Below are 19063 nucleotides of genomic sequence, written 5' to 3'. Positions count from 1 at the left end.
CAACGCAGCCGTCTCGAAGGATGCACGGCCCTGCTGCGTCCGCGCCGAGAACGTCCATATCCGCGCGGAAAAAGCCGGGCTGTCGACCCTTCGAGACGCGCGCAAGATCGCGCTCCTCAGGGTGACGGTCTGGGAGTGCAAGCGTACTCATCGCACGCCCGCTCATCTGCGCTGGCGGTCTGCCGCCGTGCGATTGACGCATTGCTCGATCCGCTATTGTGCTGATGCCAACAACAACACAACACGCCCGGGGAACAGATGACCAAGGCCACCACCATCAAAGCCGTCGAAACGCTCGCCTGCGATGCCGGGTGGCGGAATTATCATTTCGTCAAGGTGACGACTGACGACGGGCTGGTCGGCTGGAGCGAGTATGACGAAGGGTTTGGCGCGCCGGGCGTGACGGCTGCAATCGAGCGGCTGTCGGCGCGGGTGGTCGGCAAGAATGCGTTCCAACACGAGCGGATCTATGTCGAGCTGTTTGCCGCAACGCGTCCCGCCGCCGGCGGCGTGGTGGCGCTGGCGCTGAGCGCGATCGAGAACGCGCTGCTCGACGTGAAGGCCAAGGCGCTCGGCGTGCCCTGCTACGACCTGCTCGGCGGTAAGATCCGCGACCGCGTCCGGGTCTACTGGTCGCATTGCGCGACGTGGCGCATCAATCATCCCGACTGGTACAAGCCGGCCATTACCGATCTCGACGGCGTCAAGGCGATCGGCCGCGAGGTCCGCGAGAAGAAGTTCTCCGCGATGAAGACCAACATCTTCGTCTACAGCGACGGCAAGCCGCAGGGCTGGCGGCCCGGCTTCGGCTCGCCGTTCCAGCCCGAGATCAATGTCGACCGCAATGTGCTGCGCAATCTCTGCATGCACCTGGAGGCGATCCGCGACGGCGCCGGGCCCGATGTCGATCTCCTGCTCGACCTCAACTTCAACGCCAAGACCGAGGGCTATCTCAAGATCCTGCGCGCGATCGAGAAGATGGACATGTTCTGGGTCGAGATCGACACCTTCAACCCGCAGGCGCTGGGCTATATCCGCCGCCAGAGCCCGCATCCGATCTCGTCCTGCGAGACGCTGCTGGGCTTGCGCGAGTTCCTGCCCTATTTCACCGAGCAGGCGATGGATGTCGCGATCATCGATACGCCGTGGAACGGGGTCTGGCAGTCGATGAAGATCGCGGCCGCCGCCGAGCACTTCGAGGTCAACGTCGCGCCGCATAATTTCTACGGCCATCTCTGCACCATGATGAACGCGCATTTCTGCGCGGCGGTGCCGAATCTGCGGATCATGGAGACCGACATCGACCGCCTGGCGTGGGACCACGAGCTGTTCACCCACGTGCCCGAATTCGTCGACGGACATCTCGTGATCCCGGACCGCCCGGGCTGGGGCACCGAGCCGAACGAGGAAGGCCTGCGCGCGCATCCGCCGAAGAACAAAGGCGGGCTGCTGAACTACGGGCTGAAGAAGTAGCCGGCTTCTCCCTCTCCCCGCTTGCGGGGAGAGGGTCGGGGTGAGGGGGAGTCTCCGCAGGGACGGTGAGCGCAGAGTGCGGGGAGACTCCCCCTCACCCGGCGCTACGCGCCGACCTCTCCCCGCAAGCGGGGCGAGGTGAAGGCCTCAATTATCTTCCCGCACCGCCGTGAATGCGCTCTCGATCACGTCGCCGATCGGCTGCCAGGCGTTGCCATCGAACTGCACCAGGCGCATCTGCTTGATCGGGCGGAAATCCTTCGGGCCGGTGTTGATGACGATCCCCGGCAGCGCGATCGGGCTCTGATAGTTCTTCAGCGAGGCGGCCTGCCGCATGATGTTCTCGCGCGAGAAATCGTCGCCGCATTGGCGCAGCACCTGGTGCAGCGTATCGGCCGCGGCATAGCCGAACATGGCGTTGATGTCGTCCTTGCCGCCGTCGGGGAAATATTGGTCCATGAAGTCGGACCACGCCTTGATATGCGGATCGTCCCGCCACGAGGCGTCGCCGGCGTCCTTCAGGAACGAGGTCGAAATCACGCCGAGCGAATTCTGCAGGCCGGCCGGCTGCAAGGCGCTGGCGATCGAGGCCGACGCATTGTCGAGGATGAACACCGGATGCCAGTCCATCGCGGCGACGACACGGATCGCGCGCGCGGCGATCGCCGGCGCGCCGTCGAACACGAGAATCTCGGCACCGGAATCCTTCAGGATTCCGAGCTGTTTCTCGATCCTTGTCTCCGATGCATCGAAGGCGAGATCGGCCACGATCCTGCCGGCTGTGTCGCCGAGCCCTTCCTGCAATCCCCTGAACAGATCGCGGCCGAACTGGTCGTTCTGCCACAGCACGGCGATCTTGCGGTCGGGATAGGCGACCTGGATGTAGTTGGCGTAGATCCGCCCCTCGGCGCGGAAGGATGGCTGCCAGCCCATGGTCCAGGGATAGGTTTTGGGACGCGCCCACTCCTCGTCGCCCGAGGCGACGAACAGTTGCGGGACATTCTTCTCGTTCAGGTAGTTTCGGACGGCGAGGTTGCTCGGCGTGCCGAACGAGCCGAACATCAGCAGCACGTTCTGCTTCTCGACGAGATCGCGGGTCTGCTCCATCGCGGCCTTCGGATTGGAGCTGTCATCGACCGAGACGAACCTGATCTTGCGGCCGTTGATGCCGCCGCGCGCGTTGACCATGTCGAAATAGGCCGCCTCGGCCCGCCCGATGGTACCGAACGCCGCGAGCGGCCCGGTGTAAGGCATGACGTTGCCGATGCGGATGTCGTTGTCGGCCGTGGCCTGCGAGGCCTGTTGCGCGCGCAAGGGCGCAGCGACCAGCAGCGCGGCAACCGATAGGGAAAGCGCTATTTGTGTTCTTGTTTGCATCAACATCGCCATGACGTCGGCGATGTTGCCGACGTTCCTCCCGAGCGACCCGACCTTATCGCCCAAGGCAACGCCGGGAAAATGAAATGTTGATGGCGGAGGCTGGCCTCAGCGCAATGTTATGTCGAGCCAGCCCAGCGGATTGACGGTCACACGATCGCCCGTATCGACCAGCACCGTCGTGGTCTCGGCTTCGATGATCGCCGGACCGGTTAGCGCATGGCCGGGCCTGAGATCGTCGAGCGCATAGACCGGCACCTCGCGCCAGCCGCCGAGCCAGGCCTGCCGGCTGCCGCGCGGCGCGCAGGGCGCGGCTGCGGTGACCTCGCCGACATCGCGGCCACCAGGCGCGACCTTGCCGACCGCAGCGACGCGGGCGTTGACGAACACCACCTCCTGCCCGCGCGAGGCGTAGGTATAGAGCTCCTCGTGGCGACGGTGAAAGCGATCCTCGATCTGCGCCACCAGGTCGGCGGCGCTCAGGTCGAGTTCGCCGAGCGGCACGTCGATCTCGAACACCTGCTCGCCATAGCGCATCTCGGCGGAGCGCTCGATCGCGATCTCGCCCTTGAACCAGGAGCGCAACCGGCCGGCCGCCTGCGCTTCCAGCGCCGCGAACAACGCGCGCACCTCGTCGGCGGAAATCCGCCCGGTACCGTAATGGGTGCGGCTGACCTCGTAGCGCAAATCGCTGGTCAGCATGCCCCAGGCCGACAGCACCGAGGCGACCGCCGGCACGATGATGCGCCGGATTTCGAGCTCGCGCGCGACTTCCGCCGCATGCATGCCGGCGGCGCCGCCAAAGCTGAGCAGCGCAAACTTCCGCGGATCGACGCCGCGGCGCAAGGTCATCAGGCGGATGCCGTCGGCCATCTTCAGATTGATCATCTTGGCGATGCCGGCCGCGGCCTCGATCCGCGACAGCTGCAGCGCCTCCGCGATGCGATCGACCGCGGCTTCCGACGCCGCGCGATCGAGCGGCCGCGCGCCGCCCATGAAGGCGGCCGCATCGAGATAGCCGAGCACGACATTGGCGTCGGTGACGGTCGCCGCCAGGCCGCCATTGCCGTAGCAGGCCGGGCCCGGCACCGAGCCCGCGCTCTCCGGCCCGACCCGCAGCGTGCGGCTGCCGTCGACGCTGGCGATCGAGCCGCCGCCGGCGGCGATGCTGGCGATGTCGAGGCTGCGCAGCGCGATGCGCTGTCCCGCCAGCATGCCGTCGGCGGAGAGCGAGGCCTGGCCATCGGCAATCAACGAGATGTCGGTCGAGGTGCCGCCCATATCGAACGGCACCAGATCGGGAATGCCGAGCATTTCCGCGCAGCGGCGGCTGCCGGAGATGCCGCCGGCCGGCCCCGACAGCACGGTGCCCGCGGCGAGCCGCGAGGCCTCTTCGACCGGCGCCATGCCGCCGTGCGACAGCACCACGAACAGCGAGCCCTTGAAGCCGGCCTCGGTGAGGCTGCGCTCGAGGTTGGTGAGATAGCGCTGCACCGTAGGCTGAACATAGGCGTTCACGATCGTGGTCGAGACCCGCTCATATTCCTTGATCTGCGGCAGCACGTCGCTGGAGCGCGACACGCTGACGTCAGGCAGTTCCTTCGCGAGCCGTTCGACCGCAGCAAGCTCGTGCGCCGGATTGAGATAGCCGTGCAGGAAGCAGACCGCGACCGAATTCGCGCCCGACCGTTTCACCTCGGCGATGACGTCGCCGAGCGCAGCGGCATCGAGCGGGATCGCCGCGCTGCCGTCGGCCTTCAGCCGCTCGCGCACGCCAAAACGGCGCTCGCGCGGCACCAGCGGCTCCGGCGGCGGCGTGCGCAAATCGTAGCGATCGGGCTTCAGGCCCTCGCGCATCTCGACGACGTCGCGATGGCCCTCGGTGGTGAGCAGCGCGACCTTGGCGCCCTTGCGCTCGAGCAGCGCATTGGTCGCAACCGTGGTGCCGTGCACCAGCCGATCGGTCGCGGCCAGCATCGCCGCGCGCGTCACACCGAGCCGGCGCGCGAGCTCGTCCAGTCCGGCCATCACGCCAACCGACTGGTCGGCCGGTGTCGACGGCGACTTTGCGAACACGGTGCGGCCGGTTTGATCGGTCGCAACCAGGTCGGTGTAGGTGCCGCCGACGTCTACTCCAATCGTGTACATCACTGCCCTACACCGCTTTCGAAACCAGACCCTGGGCGGCGTCGCGCGCCCGCGCGTCCGCCGAGCGCCTCGAAGGCGGGCCCCAGCCGCCGCCGCCGGAGGAGCGAACCTCCAGACAGTCGCCGGGACGCAGCTCGATGCCGACCTCTTTTGTCCTGAGCACGCGCGGCTCGCGGCCTTCGGAGAGCAGGCGGTAGCGATGCGGCTCGCCGTCCTTGCCGCCGAGCATGCCGCACGGGCCGTGCCGCGCGCCGTCGCCGGCGGTGTTGCCTTTGGCCGGCTTCTGCGTCTCCAGCACCATGTCGAGCGCGACCCCGAGGCCGCCGCGATGCTGGCCGTCGCCGCCGGAATCGGGGCGGAATTCGTGCTGGCGGAAATGCAGGGGGAAGCGCACTTCGGCCACCTCGATGCTGCCGAACTTCAGGCCGCCGACGGTGTGCCACTCGCCGATCGACGAATAGCCGTCGCCGCCGATCGAGGCCCCGCCGCCGGGCCGCGCCTGGAACATGTGCCAGATGAAGTTGCGTCCGTTGCGCGGATCCTCGCCCTGGATCGCGATGCGGAAGCGGCGGCCCCATCCGCCCATCACGCGGTCCGGACAGGATGACGCCATCGCCTTGATGATGGCCTCGACGATTTCATTGGACGGATGGCTGGTGCACAGCGTCACCGGGCGGCCGGGATCGGCCCAGACGATGGTGCCCTGCTTCGCGATCACATTCAGCGGCCGCAGCGCGCCGGTGTTTTTCGGGATGTCGGCGTCGATCAGATAGGCGAACGCCATCGCTACCGCGGCCTGCATGTTGGCATGCGAGGAATTGACGAAGCTGGTCGACTGCGGATCGGAGCCGGAAAGATCGACCTCGATGTCGCTGCCCTGTTTCGTCACCTTGGCTGATATCTTGATGTCGGTGCGGCCGTGGCCGTCGTCATCGAGCAACGCCTCGCCGTAGAACACGCCGTCTTTCCAGGTCGACACCACGGCGCGGGTCTGCTGCTCGGTGGCATCGAGAATGGCCTCGATCGCGGCTTCGACAGTGTCGGCGCCGAACTCGCTGAACAGCTTTGCAACGCGGCGCTCACCGAGATGCGCGGCGCCCAGCATCGCAGCGAGGTCGCCGCGGAATTCGCGGGGGTTGCGGATGTTCAGCGCCAGGAGGTCGAGCAAGTCCTCCCGCGGCTTGCCGGCCTCGTAGAGTTTGATCGGCGGAATGCGGATGCCTTCCTGATAGATCTCGGTCGCGCCGGGATTGTAGGCGCCGTGGGTGGCACCGCCGATGTCGCTTTGATGCGCGCGCACGATGGTCCAGAGCAGCCGCTTGCCGCCGTCGAACACCGGCACGAACGCGGTCACATCAGGCAGGTGGCTGCCGCCGCCCTGATAGGGATCGTTGAGCAGGATGACGTCGCCGGGCGCGACGTCCTTGAAGCGCTCCTCGACCGCAAGCGTCGCCCAGGGCAGCGCGCCGACATGCACCGGGATGTGATCGGCCTGCGCGATCAGCCGGCCGCGCGTATCGCAGATCGCCAGGGAGAAATCGCGGCTGGAATTGAGGATCTGCGAATAGGAGGTGCGCAGCATGGCCTCGCCCATCTCCCGCACGATCGAGGAGAGACGGTGCTGGACCACGGAGCGGGTGATCGGATCGATCTTGCTGGACATTGTTGCCTTGGGTAGCGGCGCGATTGCGCAAACGAGACGGAGACCGGCCGACCGGAGCCGGAATTCCCTCTTATAGCCAGAGGTTTGCCGATCGCAAACCGGGCGACCCGGCGGAACGATGCGATCGATCAGCAAGTCGTGATCGGTCCCATGGAATAGAGCTCGCGCCACTACGTCCCACCCACGAAGCCGACGGCTTCAACGCCTGCGCGGCCCGGCCTCGGCCGTGGCGGGCAGCCGCCTCACGACAACCTTCAGGGTGTTTCAGATGATCCTGCGATTCTTCAGACCCGGCCTCGGCGCCGCGCTGCTCGGCGCGCGCGTCCTGTTTGCCCTCGCCGTCTCTCCGGCCGCAATGGCACAGGAAGCCAATCACCCGGTGCCGGCCGGACAGTCGGCCGAGGAGCGCGCGTTCCTCGCCGAGAACGATACCGCGATGACCAAGATGATGAACGACATGGCCGCCAAGCCGACCGGCGATGTCGATCGCGACTTCGTCGCGATGATGACGCCGCATCACCAGGGCGCCATCGACATGGCTGTGATCGAGCTGCGCTACGGCAAGAACGAACAGCTCCGCCGCATCGCGCAGGAAATCATCGTCGACCAGATGCAGGAAATCCAGGCGATGAAGCTCGCACTCGGCGAGCAGGTCACCGACACGAGCCCTGCCCCGACGCAACCCGGGCCGCGCGCAAATCCACAATCCAGCCCGGCCATGGCCGCACACGATCACATGAACATGTCCCTTGAGATGAAGATGCAGGAGACCAAGTGATGAACCGTCTTTTCATGAAGGCATTGCTGGCCACCAGCATGATCGCACTGTCGACGTCGGCATTCGCAGGGCAAGCGCCGGGTGCGGCGTCCGCACCAGACATCCCGGTCAGCCACCACGACCGCGTCTACGCCGCCGAGCAGTTCTCCAACACCGTCTCGGTCACCGATCCCGTCGACAACAAGCTGCTCGGCGTCATCCGGCTCGGCGATCCGCAGCCCGGCAATTTCAGCCCGCTCTACAAGGGCCAGGTGCTGGTACACGGCATGGGCTATTCGCCCGATCACCGCACGCTGGCCGTGGTCTCGATCGGCTCGAATTCGGTGACCTTCATCGACACCGCGACCAATGCGGTCAAGCACACTACCTATGTCGGCCGCTCGCCGCACGAGGCGTTCTTCACGCCGGACGGCAAGGAGGTGTGGGTCACGGTGCGCGGCGAGAACTACATCTCGGTGATCGATCCACAGACCTTCAAGGAAACCACGCGCATCGAGGTGCCGCCCGGCCCGGGCATGCAGATTTTCTCGCCCGACGGCAAATACGGCTACATCTGCTCGTCGTTCAATCCGGAGACCGACGTGGTCGAGGTCGCCGACCACAAGATCGTCGGCAACGTGAAGCAGGAAAGCCCGTTCTGCCCCAACATCGCGGCCTCGCCCGATGGCGATCAGGTCTGGTTCACGCTCAAGGACACCGGCAAGACCCAGGTGTTCAACGCCAAACCGCCATTCAACGCGATCAAGACCATCGACGCCGGCCCGATCACCAACCACGTCAATTTCGCCAAGACGGCGAAGGGAACATTCGCCTATGTGACGATCGGCGGCACCAACGAGGTCAAGGTATTCCGGACCGACGATTTCTCGCAAGTCGCGATCATACCGGTCGGCAACCTTCCGCACGGCGTCTGGCCGTCCGGCGACGGCACGCGGATCTATGTCGGTTTGGAAAATGCCGACGCGCTGGCCGCGATCGACACCGCGACCAACAAGGTGATCGCAAACATCCCGATCGGCCAGGCGCCGCAGGCGATCGCCTACGTGCCGAACGCCGCGCCCAACCCCGACGATCGCCAGAACCTGCAAGGCCTCGGCGTCGCCGGCCAGGCCGCGCATCTCACGCTGGCACCCAAGAAGCAAGCCAAGGGCGACAAGCCGCCGACCAGCGTCTCGCTGTTCGATCAGGGGCTGAGCCAGGTGCTGCAGGCCTCGGTCACCGGCCTCGAACCGAAGCAGCATTACGTTCTCGCGCTGGCCGACAAGGCCGACGGCAGCGGCATGCTGGAGCCGCTCGCCGCCTTCGTGACCAACCCGGCGGGCTCGGCGATCGTCAATGCGGCTGGCCCGATCAGGCAGATCGTGCAAAGCTCGGCCAAGGCCGAGCGGCGCTATCTGGTCATCGCGCCCGGCGAGCCGTCCAAGCTCGGCGCGGTCGTGCAGGTCCAGACGCCATGAGCGACATGCTGCACCAGATCGAGCCGGTGATTCCAGCGCTGCGCCGCTATGCGCGTGCGCTGGTCCGCAACCACGCGGCGGCCGACGATCTGGTGCAGGACTGCCTGGAGCGCGCCGTCAGCCACTGGAACCAGCGGCGCGACACCGGCAGTCCCCGGCCCTGGCTGTTTGCCATCCTGCACAACCTTGCCGTCAACCAGTTCCGCCGCGCCTCGACGCGCGGCCAACACATCTCCATCGACGACGCCGGCGAGCACGAGGTCGGAGAAAGCGCCGTGCAGGAGCAGAAATTGATTTATCAGGACGTCCTCGGAAAGCTGGCAAAACTTCCCGACGAGCAGCGCGCCGTGCTGCTGTTGATCGCCGTCGAAGATTTGAGCTATGCGGAGGCCGCCAGGGTGCTCGACATCCCGATCGGCACGGTGATGTCGCGGCTGTCGCGGGCGCGCGAGCGGCTGCAGCAGGAGCTCGAACGGCCCGCGGGCAGCCAGGGAGGAAACGTCGTGCAGTTGCGGAGTAATTCATGAGCATTCGCCCCATCTCGGAAGACGATCTGCACGCCTATGTCGACCGCGCGCTCGAGCCCGAGCGGCAGGCCGAGGTCGCCGCCTATCTGGAGAGCCATCCTGACGTCGCAAAGCGCGTCGCCGCCTTCGCCGATCAGCGCTGCTGGCTGCGCTCGGCCCTTGGCCCGATTGCCGAGGAGCCGCTGCCGCCGCAGCTCAATCTGTCGAGGATCATCGAGAGCCGGCGCCGCCGTCCGTCGTCGGCGCGCTGGGCGATCGCAGCGATGCTGATGCTCGCGATCGGCGGCATCGGTGGCTGGACGATCCGCGGCGCGACGCAGGCGCCGGCAAGCGGCCTTGCCGCGCTCGCCCAGGAGGCCAGCGATTCCTACCAGGTGTATGCTTCGGATCGCACCCGGCCGGTCGAGTTGCGCGACAGCACCGAGCTGGTGTCGTGGGTCTCCAGCCGGCTGCGCCAGCCGGTCAAGCTGCCGGATCTGAGCAAGTCGGGCTATCGCTTCATGGGCGGCCGCGTGGTGCCGACCGCCCACGGTCCTGCGGCGATGTTCATGTATGACGATGATCGCGGCAACCGGCTCGTCGTGCTCACCCGGCCGATGACGACGGACCAGAACGCGCCGATGGCGTCGCATGCGGGCAATAACGTCGCCGGCTTTTCCTGGGCCGACGGCGGCATGGGCTACAGTCTGGTCGGGCCGGGCGCAGCCGAACAGCTGAGGCCGCTGGCCAACGAGGTCCGCAAGCAGGCGCAGTCGATCTGATCGGGGGTCTACGCTTTGGTATAGACCCAGAACAGCACGACGCCGACCAACAGCACGAACGCCATGTACAGGAGCACCGCGGGCAGGCCGAACAGCGCCGCGACGCCGGCGGTGATCGACTGCATCAGCGCGGCGCCGAGGAAGAAAGCGAGGTTGACCGCCGACAGCGCCTTGCCGGTGTTCTGGGCGTCGACCAGCTGCCGCGTCATTCCGAAGATCAGCGGCTGCGCCGAGGTCGAAAGCCCGATCAGGATCAGCAGCACGAGATCGTATTGCGACGGCATCACGGCAACGCCGAACAGGTTGGAGACCGCAAGATGCGGCGCGCCGGCGGCCAGGAGCGCCAGCAGCAGCGCGGCGATCGCATGCGCGGCCGCCACCATGGTGCGACGGTGCCCGAACTTGCGATCGAGCATGCCGATGCAGAGCGGCCCCACGATCATCGCCAGCGTGAACAGGCCGAGCACGTTGCCGGCCTCAATGCGGGTCAGCCCCTTCACATCCATCAGCCACGGCCCGCCCCACAACCCGCGCAGGGTCAGCGATGCGCCGAGCGACACCAGCGACAGCGCGATCAGGCCGCGCAGGCCGCGCGACAGGCCGAGCCGCAGCACCTCGGCCATCTGATGCAGCGGCGAGGAATCGTCGGCGTGCGCGGCCGGCTGCCGCGGCACCAGCGCGAACACCGCGATCAGCACGGCGACGCCGAAGCCGGCGGAGACCCAGAACCCGGCGCGCCAGCCGAACTGGTCGACCACGAAGGCGAGCGGACTCGCCGACAGCAGCATGCCGATATTGCCGATCGACAGGATCAGGCCTGACCACAGCCCGAATTTTGCAGCCGACATCTGCTTGGCTGCCAGCGTCATCGGGCACATCAACATGCCCGAGGTGGCGACGCCGAGCATGAATTGCCCAAGCACGAAGGTGGTGGGACCCGTGGCCAGCGCCGACACCAGCGTACCCACCACCGTACCTGCGAGCAGGCTCAGCGACACCGGCCGCACGCCAAAGCGATCCATCGTGGCGCCGACCGGCACCTGCGAGGCGGCAAAAGCGAAATGATAGACCGAGGTGAGGCTCGCCAGCGCCTGCGGCGAGCTGCCGAAGTCGGATGCCATCAAATCGAGGCTGATCGCCGGAACCGTCCTGAGCAGCGTCGACAGCATGTGGCCGCAGGCGAGTGCCAGGAGTGCAAGAACCAGGGCGCGGAAACCGATCCCCGCCTCTCTTGTCGTCACCACGCCGTCCATGAACCGTCCATTCCCCAAGCATTTTGGGAACGGCGTAACACTATTGGGCTGACGGTGCCAACCGGTTAGCCCTCTCCCCGTTCTTCACGGGGTCGAGACGAGCGAAGCTCGCTCTGAGAGGGTTGGGTGAGGGGCTGTCTCAGCAAAAATGGTGACAGTTCGACGCGCGGAGGCTCCCCCTCACCCGGATCGCATCTGCGATGCAATCCGACCTCTCCCCGCAAGCGGGGCGAGGTGACTTCTAACGCTTATGGAACACCAGCGTGCGCAGCTCGATGCTCTCGCGCGGTGCGGCATCGGCCGGTGTGGTCGGATCGACGAACGCAGTGTGCGGTCCAAACCGGGTGCGGCCATCGGTCGCCGAGTCGTAGCATTTCAGCAGGATCGCCTCGTCCGGCGTCATCTCGGGAATGTAAAACCAGCGATGGTTCGGGTTGTACTTCACCGAATAGGTCTCGCCGCTGCGGTTCGGATAGATCAGGTCGGAGGCGACGAGATCCTCCGGCGCCACGGTAGTGCCGTCGGCCATCGCCAGCGGTGAATCGCGCAGCGGACCGCGGATCGGGCGCCACAGATTGATCACCTGGACGCGGCCCTTGACCAGCTCTTCGGCCTCGTCAGGCAGATGCTCGAACACGCGGTTGCGGCCGGAGACGTCGGTCTGGTCGACATGGACGCGGGTCGCGGGCTGGCGCGGACCGGCGCCGCGGATGTCTGCTGCACCGTCAACGCGCTTGCGCACGGTGTGATCGAAGATCAGGACGCGATCAGCCTTCAGCGTCGCCTTCAGGAACGCCTCGACCGCGGGGTAGTAGACCTTGCGGACTTCGTTGTCGTCGTAGAAATCCTTGACGAAGGTCGGATGCTTGACCAGGGCAAAACCCTCGCGATCGAGCGAGAAGTTTTCGGCGATCAGGCGCCCGTCGAAGATCGGAACGTTGTGGGGTTCGGGCAGCGCGGTGGATTTGGGTTCGCCTGGCGGTGGATCGAAGGCGTAGGTGCGCGGCTTGCCCGGCGTCGGCGCGAGATAGTTGAGTTCGGCGGTAACAAACGGCAACGACTCGATGCGAGTTTCTTGAAGGCCCATGGTGATCTCCCGGACTCGATTGTTCGTCTGCTTGATTTTGGCGGCGCGGAAGAGAGCGGCAAGGCCGCGGCGAAAATAGCAACGTTGCGGTTTTGGCGGGTCGGGAATGGAGAAAATCCTTGCCGGGCTTCCGCGCGCCGACGAATGGATATTTTTGGGATCACGGTTTCGTTAGTCGCAGGTCGCAGTCGGTCGTGCCTTCATGCGAGACCCCGCCCCCGTCATTGCGAGGAGCGGTAGCGACGAAGCAATCCATCCCTCCGCATATGCGGCTCGATGGATTGCTTCGCTTTGCTCGCAATGACGGGGAAGGTTCAGTGGCTCGAAGCTACAGCCCGGCGCCCTGTTCGATCGCCGCGCCGAACGAGCGGTCGACGATCTCCGCCGCGTTCACCTTCTGCCGGATCAGGCCCCAGCGGTCGTAGAGGTCGATGGTTTTCTGCTCGTCGGCGACCACGTCGTCGTCGATCGGCGCGATGCGGATCTTTGCCCGCGTCAGCCAGTTCAGCGGCACCGCCGGCGGGATGTTCATCAGCTTGCCCCAGGTCGCGGCATAGCTCTCGACATTGCTCTGCGACCACGCGCGCGCGGCCGCCAACCGGCGCACGAAATCCTCGAGCTGCGCGCGCTTGTCCTTGATCGCATCAGGCGTCGCCACCTGAAAACCAAGGCCCGGCGTGAGGCCGTCGGCCGTGATCACGAGGCGTGACTTGAACAGCACCTCCTCCTGGCTGACATAGGGCTCCCAGGTCGACCAGGCGTCGACCGAGCCTTGCGTATAGGCGACCTTGGCGTCCGACGGTGCGAGGAACACGATCTGCACGTCGCTCGCCTGCCAGCCGCGCGCCTCCAGCGCCGCCAGGATCAGCTGGTGGCCGATCGAGCCGCGGCCGGTCGCGATCTTCTTGCCGCGCAGGTCGTCAAAGCTCCTGATCGCGGAGTTTTCCGGCACCACGATCGCAAGGCCCGCGCGCGACTGCCTGACCGCGGCAATCGCCTTGACCGGAATCTTCGCGGCGGCGGCAAAGGTGAACGGTGCATCGCCGACCAGGCCGGTGTCGATTGCGCCCGCCCCCAGCGCTTCCAGCAGCGGCGCCGCCGCGGCAAACTCCTTCCATTCGATCCTGTAAGGGACGTCCTTCAGCACGCCGGCCGCTTCCATCACGGCCTGCGAATTGCCCTTCTGGTCGCCGACGCGCAGCGTCTGCGCGGCGGCGACGTCGAGAGCGGCGAGCGCAAGCGCCGCCGCGACAACAAGCCGGATCATTCCGCGGCAATCCCGCGCTGCTCGTCGCGCGCGGCGATCAGCTTGCGCGTCAGCGGGATCAGCTCGCGGCCGTAGTCGATCGCATCGACCAGCGGATCGAAGCCGCGGATCAGGAAGTGGCTGATGCCGAGATCGTAGTAATCGCCGAACACCTCGGCGACCTGCTCGGGCGTGCCGACCAGCGCAGTGGTGTTGCTGTTGGCGCCGGTGAGCTTTGCGATCTCGGTCCACAACCGCTTGTCGATGCGCGTGCCTTGATCGGCCAGCGCCAGCAGCCGCTTGGCGCCGTCGGTGGCGTGGTTGGGCCGGCGGTAGCCGGTCTTGTCCTGCAGCGCGGTGGCGCGCTCGAGGATCGCATCTGCCTTCTTCCACGCCTTCTCCTCGGTGTCGGCAAGGATCGGCCGCACCGACAGGCTGAAGCGCGGCGTCGGACGGCCATGCTTGGCCGCCGCGGCGCGCACCCGCGCCGTGACGTCACGCACCTGGGCGTAGGATTCGCCCCACAGCGCAAAGGTGTCGGCATGCTTGCCGGCGACCTCGACCGCGGCATCCGAACCGCCGCCGACGAAGGTGTAGATGCCGCCCTTCTGCAACGGCTTCACCTGCGAGAATCCGTTCTCGACGTTGTAATACTTGCCGCTGTAGCTGAACGGCTTTTCGCTGGTCCATTCCAGCCGCACGATGTCCAAAAATTCCTCGGTGCGGGCGTAGCGCTCGTCCTTGTCGTCGAGCGTGTTGCCGTCCTGGCGCAGCTCGATGGCGTTGCCGCCGGTGATGACGTGCAGCGAGACACGGCCGCCATAGAGCTGGTCCAGCGTCGCGAGCTGGCGCGCCAGCAGCGTCGGCGCGGTGAACCCCGGGCGCTGCGCGATCATTACCTTGAGCGTCTTGGTGATGGTCAGCACGTGCTGTGCGACCTGCAACGCATCGGGCGTGGTCGAATGGAACGCGAGCAGCGCGCGGTCGAAGCCGGCGAGCTCATGGGCCTTGGCGACCGTCTCGATATAGGGCGGGTCGAGCACCGGACCTGATCGGACGATGGTCTCGGACGAATTGTTGTTGGTGATGAAGCCGATGAACTCGACCGACATGAAAAACTCCGTTGTTGTTTGGCTGTTGTTTCAGACGCCCAGCGCCAGGCGTCCGGCGGAGACACGGGTGGAATCGTCCTGCGGGGTGTGGACGCGGCCGCACAGCACGTCGCGATAATGCCGCTCCAGCGGATTGGTTCGCGACAGGCCGTGGTTGCTGGCGAGCTGCAAGGCGTCCTCCACCGCTTTGACGGCGTTGTTGGTCACGGTCAGCTTGATGATGTTAGACTCGATCGCGGTGAGCTGGAAGCCGTCATCGAAATCGGAGGCAAAGCTCTCGATCAGGCGCGCGTTGACGGCAAGGCGCGCCTCGATACCGCCGACCACCTCCTGCACCCGCGGCAGGCTCGCCAGCGGCGCGCCGAGATTGGCCGGCACCCGCTCCTGCAGGAAGTTGACCAGCCAGTCGCGCGCCGCGCGGGCGACGCCGTCATAGATCGCGGCGACGAAGATCGCGTGCACGGTGCTTTGCGTGAAGTCCGGAACCTTCCAGTCGTCGGGCTTGCGGACGTCGATCTCGGAATCAAGCGGGAACACCACGTCGTCGAAGACCACGGTGTGGCTGCCGCTGGCGCGCAGGCCGAGATGGTCCCAGCTCTCCTCGATCCGCGTTCCCGGCAATCCGGCCGGGACCAGAAACAGTCCGACACGGGTCTCCGGCTCGTCGGTCCTGGCCCAGACCGCGTACCATTTCAGGATCGGCGCGCCGGTCGAATAGATCTTCTTGCCGGAGAGCCGCCAGCCGGTCGCGGTGCGCCGCGCTGTCGTCGCCGGCAGGCCGCCGCGCGCCGGCGAGCCGAGCTCGGGCTCGACCCGGAGCGCGTTGATCAGCGCCACGCCCTCGACCGTCTCCTTCGCGAGCTTGCGCGAGAGCCGGCCGGGCCAGCGCGTGCTGCGCGCCATCACCAGGTGCTGGATGTAGTGCATCGACAGCACCAGCGCGGTCGATGGATCGGCCTTGCCGATGATGCCGAGCACCCGCGCGGCGTCGCGGGCGCCCGCCCCGATGCCGCCGAGCGCCGCCGGCACCGTCAGCGCCAGCAGCCCCTCGCGCGCCAGATCGGCGAAATTCTCGAACGGGAAGCTGGCGTCGCGGTCATGCGCCGGCGCACGCGCGGCGATGACATCGGCGAGCTTGAGGGCGCGCGCGATGTGCTCCGGCTCGTAGGCCGGCGGCAGCTCCTTGGCTACGGTGATCACCATGTCGCCTCCAGTCCGAGCAGGCCGAGGATCTGCTTGCGCAGCTCGGCCAGATAAGGGTCGCCGCGATGCCGAGGATACGGCCGCGCGACCGCGATGTCGGCCTTGATCCGCGCCGGGCGGTCGGAGAGCACGATGACGCGATTGGCGAGCACCAGCGCCTCCTCGACATCGTGAGTGACCAGCAACGTGGTAAAGCCCTTGCGCTGCCACAGCGCAACGAGCTCGGACTGCATCGCGATCCGGGTCAGCGAGTCGAGCTTGCCGAGCGGCTCGTCGAGCACCAGGATTTTTGGATCGTTGACCAGCGCGCGCGCCAGCGCCACGCGCTGCGCCATGCCGCCGGAGAGCTGGTGCGGATAGGCGTTGCGGAACGAGGCCAGGCCGACCAGCTCGATGACATCATCGACCCGGTGCCGCTGCGCCTTCAAGATGCCCTGCGCCTCCAGCCCGAGCGCGACATTGTCCCAGACCGAGCGCCACGGAAACAGCGTCGGATCCTGGAACACGACGACGCGCGACGGATGCGGGCCGGTGATGCGTGCCTCGTCCTCGCGCAGCACGCCGCTGCGCGGCTTCTCCAGCCCGGCCACCAGCCGCAGCAAAGTCGACTTGCCGCAGCCGGATGGGCCGAGCAGCGCGACGAACTCGCCGGGCGCGATCGCGAGGTTGACGTTGTCGAGCACCGGCAGATCAGCGCCGTCGATGTCGAAGGCGTGGCTGATGCCCTCGATATCGAGCTCGGCGCCGACGGCGGGATAGGTGATCGCTTCGGCTGTGGCTAGAGCTGTGGCCTGCGCTACCATTTGACTGTTCCCTTCTGCCAGACCAGCAGGCGATCGCGGGTGCGGAACAGCAAGGTGATCGCGCCGGAGCAGAGCAGCGACATCACGATCAGTGCCGCATACATGTTGGCATAGGCGGCCCAGCCCTGCGCCCATTGCAGGTACCAGCCGAGCCCAGCCTTGACGCCGATCATCTCGGCGACGACAAGCACGGCAAAAGACGAGCCGAGCCCCATGAACAGCCCGACGAACACATGCGGCAGCGCAGCGGGGATCGCGACCTTCAGCACCAGGAACGACGGCTTTGCGCCGAGCGTGCGCGCGACGTCGTAATAGGCGCTGCTGACGCTCGCGACACCGGACCAGGTCAACACCGTGACCGGAAAACCGGTGGCGAGCGCGATCAGGAAGGTCGAGGCGCTCCAGCTCGACGGAAAGGTGAAGAAGGCGATCGGCAGCCAGGCGGTGGCCGGCAGCGGGCCGATGAAGCGCAGCACCGGATGCACCCAGTAGCCGACCCTCTGCGACCAGCCGATCGAGACGCCGGTGACGAAACCGACCGTCGCGCCGATGAGATAGCCGCCGAGTTGCAGCTTGACCGAGGCGAACACGCTGTCGAGCAGCTTTGGCAGGTCGTCGGTATAGACCTCGAGGATCGCCTGCGGCGGCGGGAAGAACGGCAGCGGCAGCCAGGCGAATTTTGCGGTGGCGACCTCCCACACCGTGACGAAGGCGCCGAACGCGACCAGCCACGGCGCCCGCTTGCGCAACGCCTGCCCGGCACCGCCGAGGTAGTCCGCGCTGACCGTGCCGAACAGGATGAACGCCGCGATCACGATCGCGCCGATGCCGAGCGACTCGGTCCGCGACCAGTCGCCGACATCGGGCCAGTACAGGCATGACAGCCCGAAGGCAAGCCAGGCCAGGCTCGCGGCGAGACCCACACCGTAGCTGCCATCGCGCAAATTGATGAACGACGCCGCTGTGCGCGGCGCCGTCGTGTCAGACACTGAATACGTCGACATAGATCCGCTCCGCGAATTTGGCCGTGTCGGTGCTCGTCTTGAACACCTGGACCGATTTCAAATCGTCGGCGTAGCCCTTCAGCTCGCTCTTGAGCACCGCGCCGGTCGGATGATGGTGATGGGTGTGGTAGCGCGCCATCGCCTCGAGGTCGGCGAGGCTCGCCGCCTTCGGCGCATAGGGCTGGAACGATTTTGCCGCCTTGTCCGGATTCTGCGCGGTGAACATCGCAGCATCGAGCAGCGCCTGGGTGATGGCGCGCGCGACGTGAGGTTCTTCCCGTACCAAACTGCCGCGCAGGCCGACGATGCAGCAGCTCTTGTCGCGATACTCGCCGTCGAGATTGGAGGCGACCTCCTTGTATTGCGGATCCTTCAGCCAGAGATAGGCCAGCGGATCCGATGACAGGAACGCCTGCACTTCGCCCTTCTCGACCGCGACGTTGAGCAGATTGCCGGGATAGGCGCGCCAGTCGACATCCCTGACCGGATCGATGCCGAGCTTGGACAGCTGGATCGAGAAGAAGTTCTTGTCGGGCCCGGCGAGATCGCCGACCGCGACGATCTTGCCCTTGAGGTCGGCGAGCTTGCCGACGCCGGAATTGGTCCGGGTCAGCACCCGCATGCAGCCGCCATGGGTGCCGGCGGCGATCTTGACATCAAAACCCTGCTCCAGCGGCTTGAGCCAGCGCAGCGCCATGCCGAGGCCGGCGTCGCTCTTGCCGGTGGCGATCGCCTCCAGCAGCTGATCGGTCGAGCCGGAACAGTTGACCAGCTCGACGTCGAGGTTCTGCTTCTGGAAGAAGCCGTGATCGATCGCGACCGGCAGCGGCGCGAGGCAGACCGCGCCCGCGTTCCACGACAGTTTCAGCTTGCGCGGTGCGCCGGTCAGCGGCGGCGCATCAGAGGCGGTCTTGCAGATCGGGAATTCCGAGAAGTCGATCGCCGGCGCGATTGCGCGCGGCGTGAAGGCCTGCGCACCGTAAGCCCCGATCGGCGCCGCAAAGGCCGCGGCGGCGCCCGCGCGCAGCAATGTGCGGCGATCCATCACCGTCTTCTTGTTGTCAGTAGACATCATCACTCCTGCATTTCGGCAAGGCTCCGCCCCGCGCGCAAATGCCTCCGTCTGCGCGCACCGCCGTCCAAAGCTCATGGTCCAGAAAAAGCGGATTTC

Annotated in this window: 16 protein-coding genes; 5 read left to right on the top strand and 11 right to left on the bottom strand. The window is 66.4% G+C overall.

What is annotated here, in order from left to right:
- Positions 1–258 precede the first annotated feature (258 nt).
- Entirely contained in the window at positions 259–1473 is a 1215-nt protein-coding gene (locus XH93_RS13540; RefSeq protein WP_194473884.1) for a mandelate racemase/muconate lactonizing enzyme family protein, read from the top strand.
- A 147-nt stretch (positions 1474–1620) separates the two neighbouring features.
- Here the strand turns inward: XH93_RS13540 and XH93_RS13535 are convergent, their stop codons facing one another.
- The 3 genes from XH93_RS13535 to XH93_RS13525 form a co-directional block, all read right to left on the bottom strand.
- Positions 1621–2856, bottom strand: a complete 1236-nt coding sequence (locus XH93_RS13535) for an ABC transporter substrate-binding protein (RefSeq protein WP_194475137.1) — start codon at positions 2854–2856, stop codon at positions 1621–1623.
- 102 nt (positions 2857–2958) lie between these two features.
- Positions 2959–4998, bottom strand: a complete 2040-nt coding sequence (locus XH93_RS13530) for a hydantoinase/oxoprolinase family protein (RefSeq protein ID WP_194473883.1) — start codon at positions 4996–4998, stop codon at positions 2959–2961.
- Between the two features lie 7 nt (positions 4999–5005).
- A complete protein-coding gene (locus XH93_RS13525) occupies positions 5006–6661 on the bottom strand; it encodes a hydantoinase B/oxoprolinase family protein (RefSeq protein ID WP_194473882.1) in 1656 nt (551 codons plus the stop codon).
- Between the two features lie 268 nt (positions 6662–6929).
- Here XH93_RS13525 and XH93_RS13520 point away from each other — a divergent pair, with 268 nt between their 5' ends.
- The 4 genes from XH93_RS13520 to XH93_RS13505 are packed head-to-tail and all read left to right on the top strand — an operon-like array spanning position 6930 to position 10184.
- A complete protein-coding gene (locus tag XH93_RS13520) occupies positions 6930–7439 on the top strand; it encodes a DUF305 domain-containing protein (protein ID WP_194473881.1) in 510 nt (169 codons plus the stop codon).
- The gene (locus tag XH93_RS13515) at positions 7439–8896 is read left to right on the top strand and encodes a YncE family protein (protein ID WP_194473880.1); all 1458 of its coding nucleotides are present in this window, start codon (positions 7439–7441) and stop codon (positions 8894–8896) included. Before XH93_RS13520 ends, XH93_RS13515 begins: the two co-directional genes overlap by 1 nt.
- On the top strand, positions 8893–9423 hold the full coding sequence (locus tag XH93_RS13510) for an RNA polymerase sigma factor (RefSeq protein ID WP_194473879.1): 531 nt from the start codon (positions 8893–8895) through the stop codon (positions 9421–9423). The genes XH93_RS13515 and XH93_RS13510 overlap by 4 nt, the downstream gene beginning before the upstream one ends.
- A complete protein-coding gene (locus XH93_RS13505; RefSeq protein WP_194473878.1) occupies positions 9420–10184 on the top strand; it encodes an anti-sigma factor in 765 nt (254 codons plus the stop codon). The genes XH93_RS13510 and XH93_RS13505 overlap by 4 nt, the downstream gene beginning before the upstream one ends.
- 8 nt (positions 10185–10192) lie before the next feature.
- Here the strand turns inward: XH93_RS13505 and XH93_RS13500 are convergent, their stop codons facing one another.
- The 8 genes from XH93_RS13500 to XH93_RS13465 all read right to left on the bottom strand — a co-directional run bounded on the left by XH93_RS13500 (position 10193) and on the right by XH93_RS13465 (position 18967).
- Positions 10193–11437 (bottom strand): MFS transporter, encoded by a 1245-nt coding sequence (locus XH93_RS13500; protein WP_194473877.1) that lies wholly within the window; start codon positions 11435–11437, stop codon positions 10193–10195.
- Positions 11438–11678: 241 nt separating this feature from the next.
- A complete protein-coding gene (locus tag XH93_RS13495; protein WP_139481658.1) occupies positions 11679–12524 on the bottom strand; it encodes a CmcJ/NvfI family oxidoreductase in 846 nt (281 codons plus the stop codon).
- 328 nt (positions 12525–12852) lie between these two features.
- On the bottom strand, positions 12853–13791 hold the full coding sequence (locus XH93_RS13490) for an ABC transporter substrate-binding protein (protein WP_194473876.1): 939 nt from the start codon (positions 13789–13791) through the stop codon (positions 12853–12855).
- Complete coding sequence (locus XH93_RS13485) at positions 13788–14882, bottom strand: LLM class flavin-dependent oxidoreductase (RefSeq protein ID WP_194473875.1); 1095 nt, start codon at positions 14880–14882, stop codon at positions 13788–13790. The genes XH93_RS13490 and XH93_RS13485 overlap by 4 nt, the downstream gene beginning before the upstream one ends.
- Before the next feature lie 30 nt (positions 14883–14912).
- The gene (locus tag XH93_RS13480; RefSeq protein ID WP_194473874.1) at positions 14913–16085 is read right to left on the bottom strand and encodes an acyl-CoA dehydrogenase family protein; all 1173 of its coding nucleotides are present in this window, start codon (positions 16083–16085) and stop codon (positions 14913–14915) included.
- Complete coding sequence (locus XH93_RS13475) at positions 16079–16888, bottom strand: ABC transporter ATP-binding protein (protein ID WP_194473873.1); 810 nt, start codon at positions 16886–16888, stop codon at positions 16079–16081. The genes XH93_RS13480 and XH93_RS13475 overlap by 7 nt, the downstream gene beginning before the upstream one ends.
- Positions 16882–17892 (bottom strand): ABC transporter permease, encoded by a 1011-nt coding sequence (locus XH93_RS13470; protein ID WP_194473872.1) that lies wholly within the window; start codon positions 17890–17892, stop codon positions 16882–16884. Before XH93_RS13470 ends, XH93_RS13475 begins: the two co-directional genes overlap by 7 nt.
- Positions 17870–18967 (bottom strand): ABC transporter substrate-binding protein, encoded by a 1098-nt coding sequence (locus XH93_RS13465; protein WP_371814998.1) that lies wholly within the window; start codon positions 18965–18967, stop codon positions 17870–17872. The genes XH93_RS13470 and XH93_RS13465 overlap by 23 nt, the downstream gene beginning before the upstream one ends.
- Between the last annotated feature and the right edge of the window lie 96 nt (positions 18968–19063).

Source organism: Bradyrhizobium sp. CCBAU 51753 (assembly GCF_015291565.1).
Classification (GTDB): domain Bacteria; phylum Pseudomonadota; class Alphaproteobacteria; order Rhizobiales; family Xanthobacteraceae; genus Bradyrhizobium; species Bradyrhizobium ivorense.
The sequence above is the reverse complement of the archived record's forward strand: the minus strand, read 5'-3'. Positions and strand labels throughout refer to the sequence as shown.

Bases quoted from the DNA above. Each gene is read 5' to 3' on its own strand.
- XH93_RS13540 (WP_194473884.1), top strand. From the start codon at position 259: ATGACCAAGGCCACCACCATCAAAGCCGTCGAAACGCTCGCCTGCGAT.
- XH93_RS13535 (WP_194475137.1), bottom strand. From the start codon at position 2,856: ATGTTGATGCAAACAAGAACACAAATAGCGCTTTCCCTATCGGTTGCC.
- XH93_RS13530 (WP_194473883.1), bottom strand. From the start codon at position 4,998: ATGTACACGATTGGAGTAGACGTCGGCGGCACCTACACCGACCTGGTT.
- XH93_RS13525 (WP_194473882.1), bottom strand. From the start codon at position 6,661: ATGTCCAGCAAGATCGATCCGATCACCCGCTCCGTGGTCCAGCACCGT.
- XH93_RS13520 (WP_194473881.1), top strand. From the start codon at position 6,930: ATGATCCTGCGATTCTTCAGACCCGGCCTCGGCGCCGCGCTGCTCGGC.
- XH93_RS13515 (WP_194473880.1), top strand. From the start codon at position 7,439: ATGAACCGTCTTTTCATGAAGGCATTGCTGGCCACCAGCATGATCGCA.
- XH93_RS13510 (WP_194473879.1), top strand. From the start codon at position 8,893: ATGAGCGACATGCTGCACCAGATCGAGCCGGTGATTCCAGCGCTGCGC.
- XH93_RS13505 (WP_194473878.1), top strand. From the start codon at position 9,420: ATGAGCATTCGCCCCATCTCGGAAGACGATCTGCACGCCTATGTCGAC.
- XH93_RS13500 (WP_194473877.1), bottom strand. From the start codon at position 11,437: ATGGACGGCGTGGTGACGACAAGAGAGGCGGGGATCGGTTTCCGCGCC.
- XH93_RS13495 (WP_139481658.1), bottom strand. From the start codon at position 12,524: ATGGGCCTTCAAGAAACTCGCATCGAGTCGTTGCCGTTTGTTACCGCC.
- XH93_RS13490 (WP_194473876.1), bottom strand. From the start codon at position 13,791: ATGATCCGGCTTGTTGTCGCGGCGGCGCTTGCGCTCGCCGCTCTCGAC.
- XH93_RS13485 (WP_194473875.1), bottom strand. From the start codon at position 14,882: ATGTCGGTCGAGTTCATCGGCTTCATCACCAACAACAATTCGTCCGAG.
- XH93_RS13480 (WP_194473874.1), bottom strand. From the start codon at position 16,085: ATGGTGATCACCGTAGCCAAGGAGCTGCCGCCGGCCTACGAGCCGGAG.
- XH93_RS13475 (WP_194473873.1), bottom strand. From the start codon at position 16,888: ATGGTAGCGCAGGCCACAGCTCTAGCCACAGCCGAAGCGATCACCTAT.
- XH93_RS13470 (WP_194473872.1), bottom strand. From the start codon at position 17,892: ATGTCGACGTATTCAGTGTCTGACACGACGGCGCCGCGCACAGCGGCG.
- XH93_RS13465 (WP_371814998.1), bottom strand. From the start codon at position 18,967: ATGATGTCTACTGACAACAAGAAGACGGTGATGGATCGCCGCACATTG.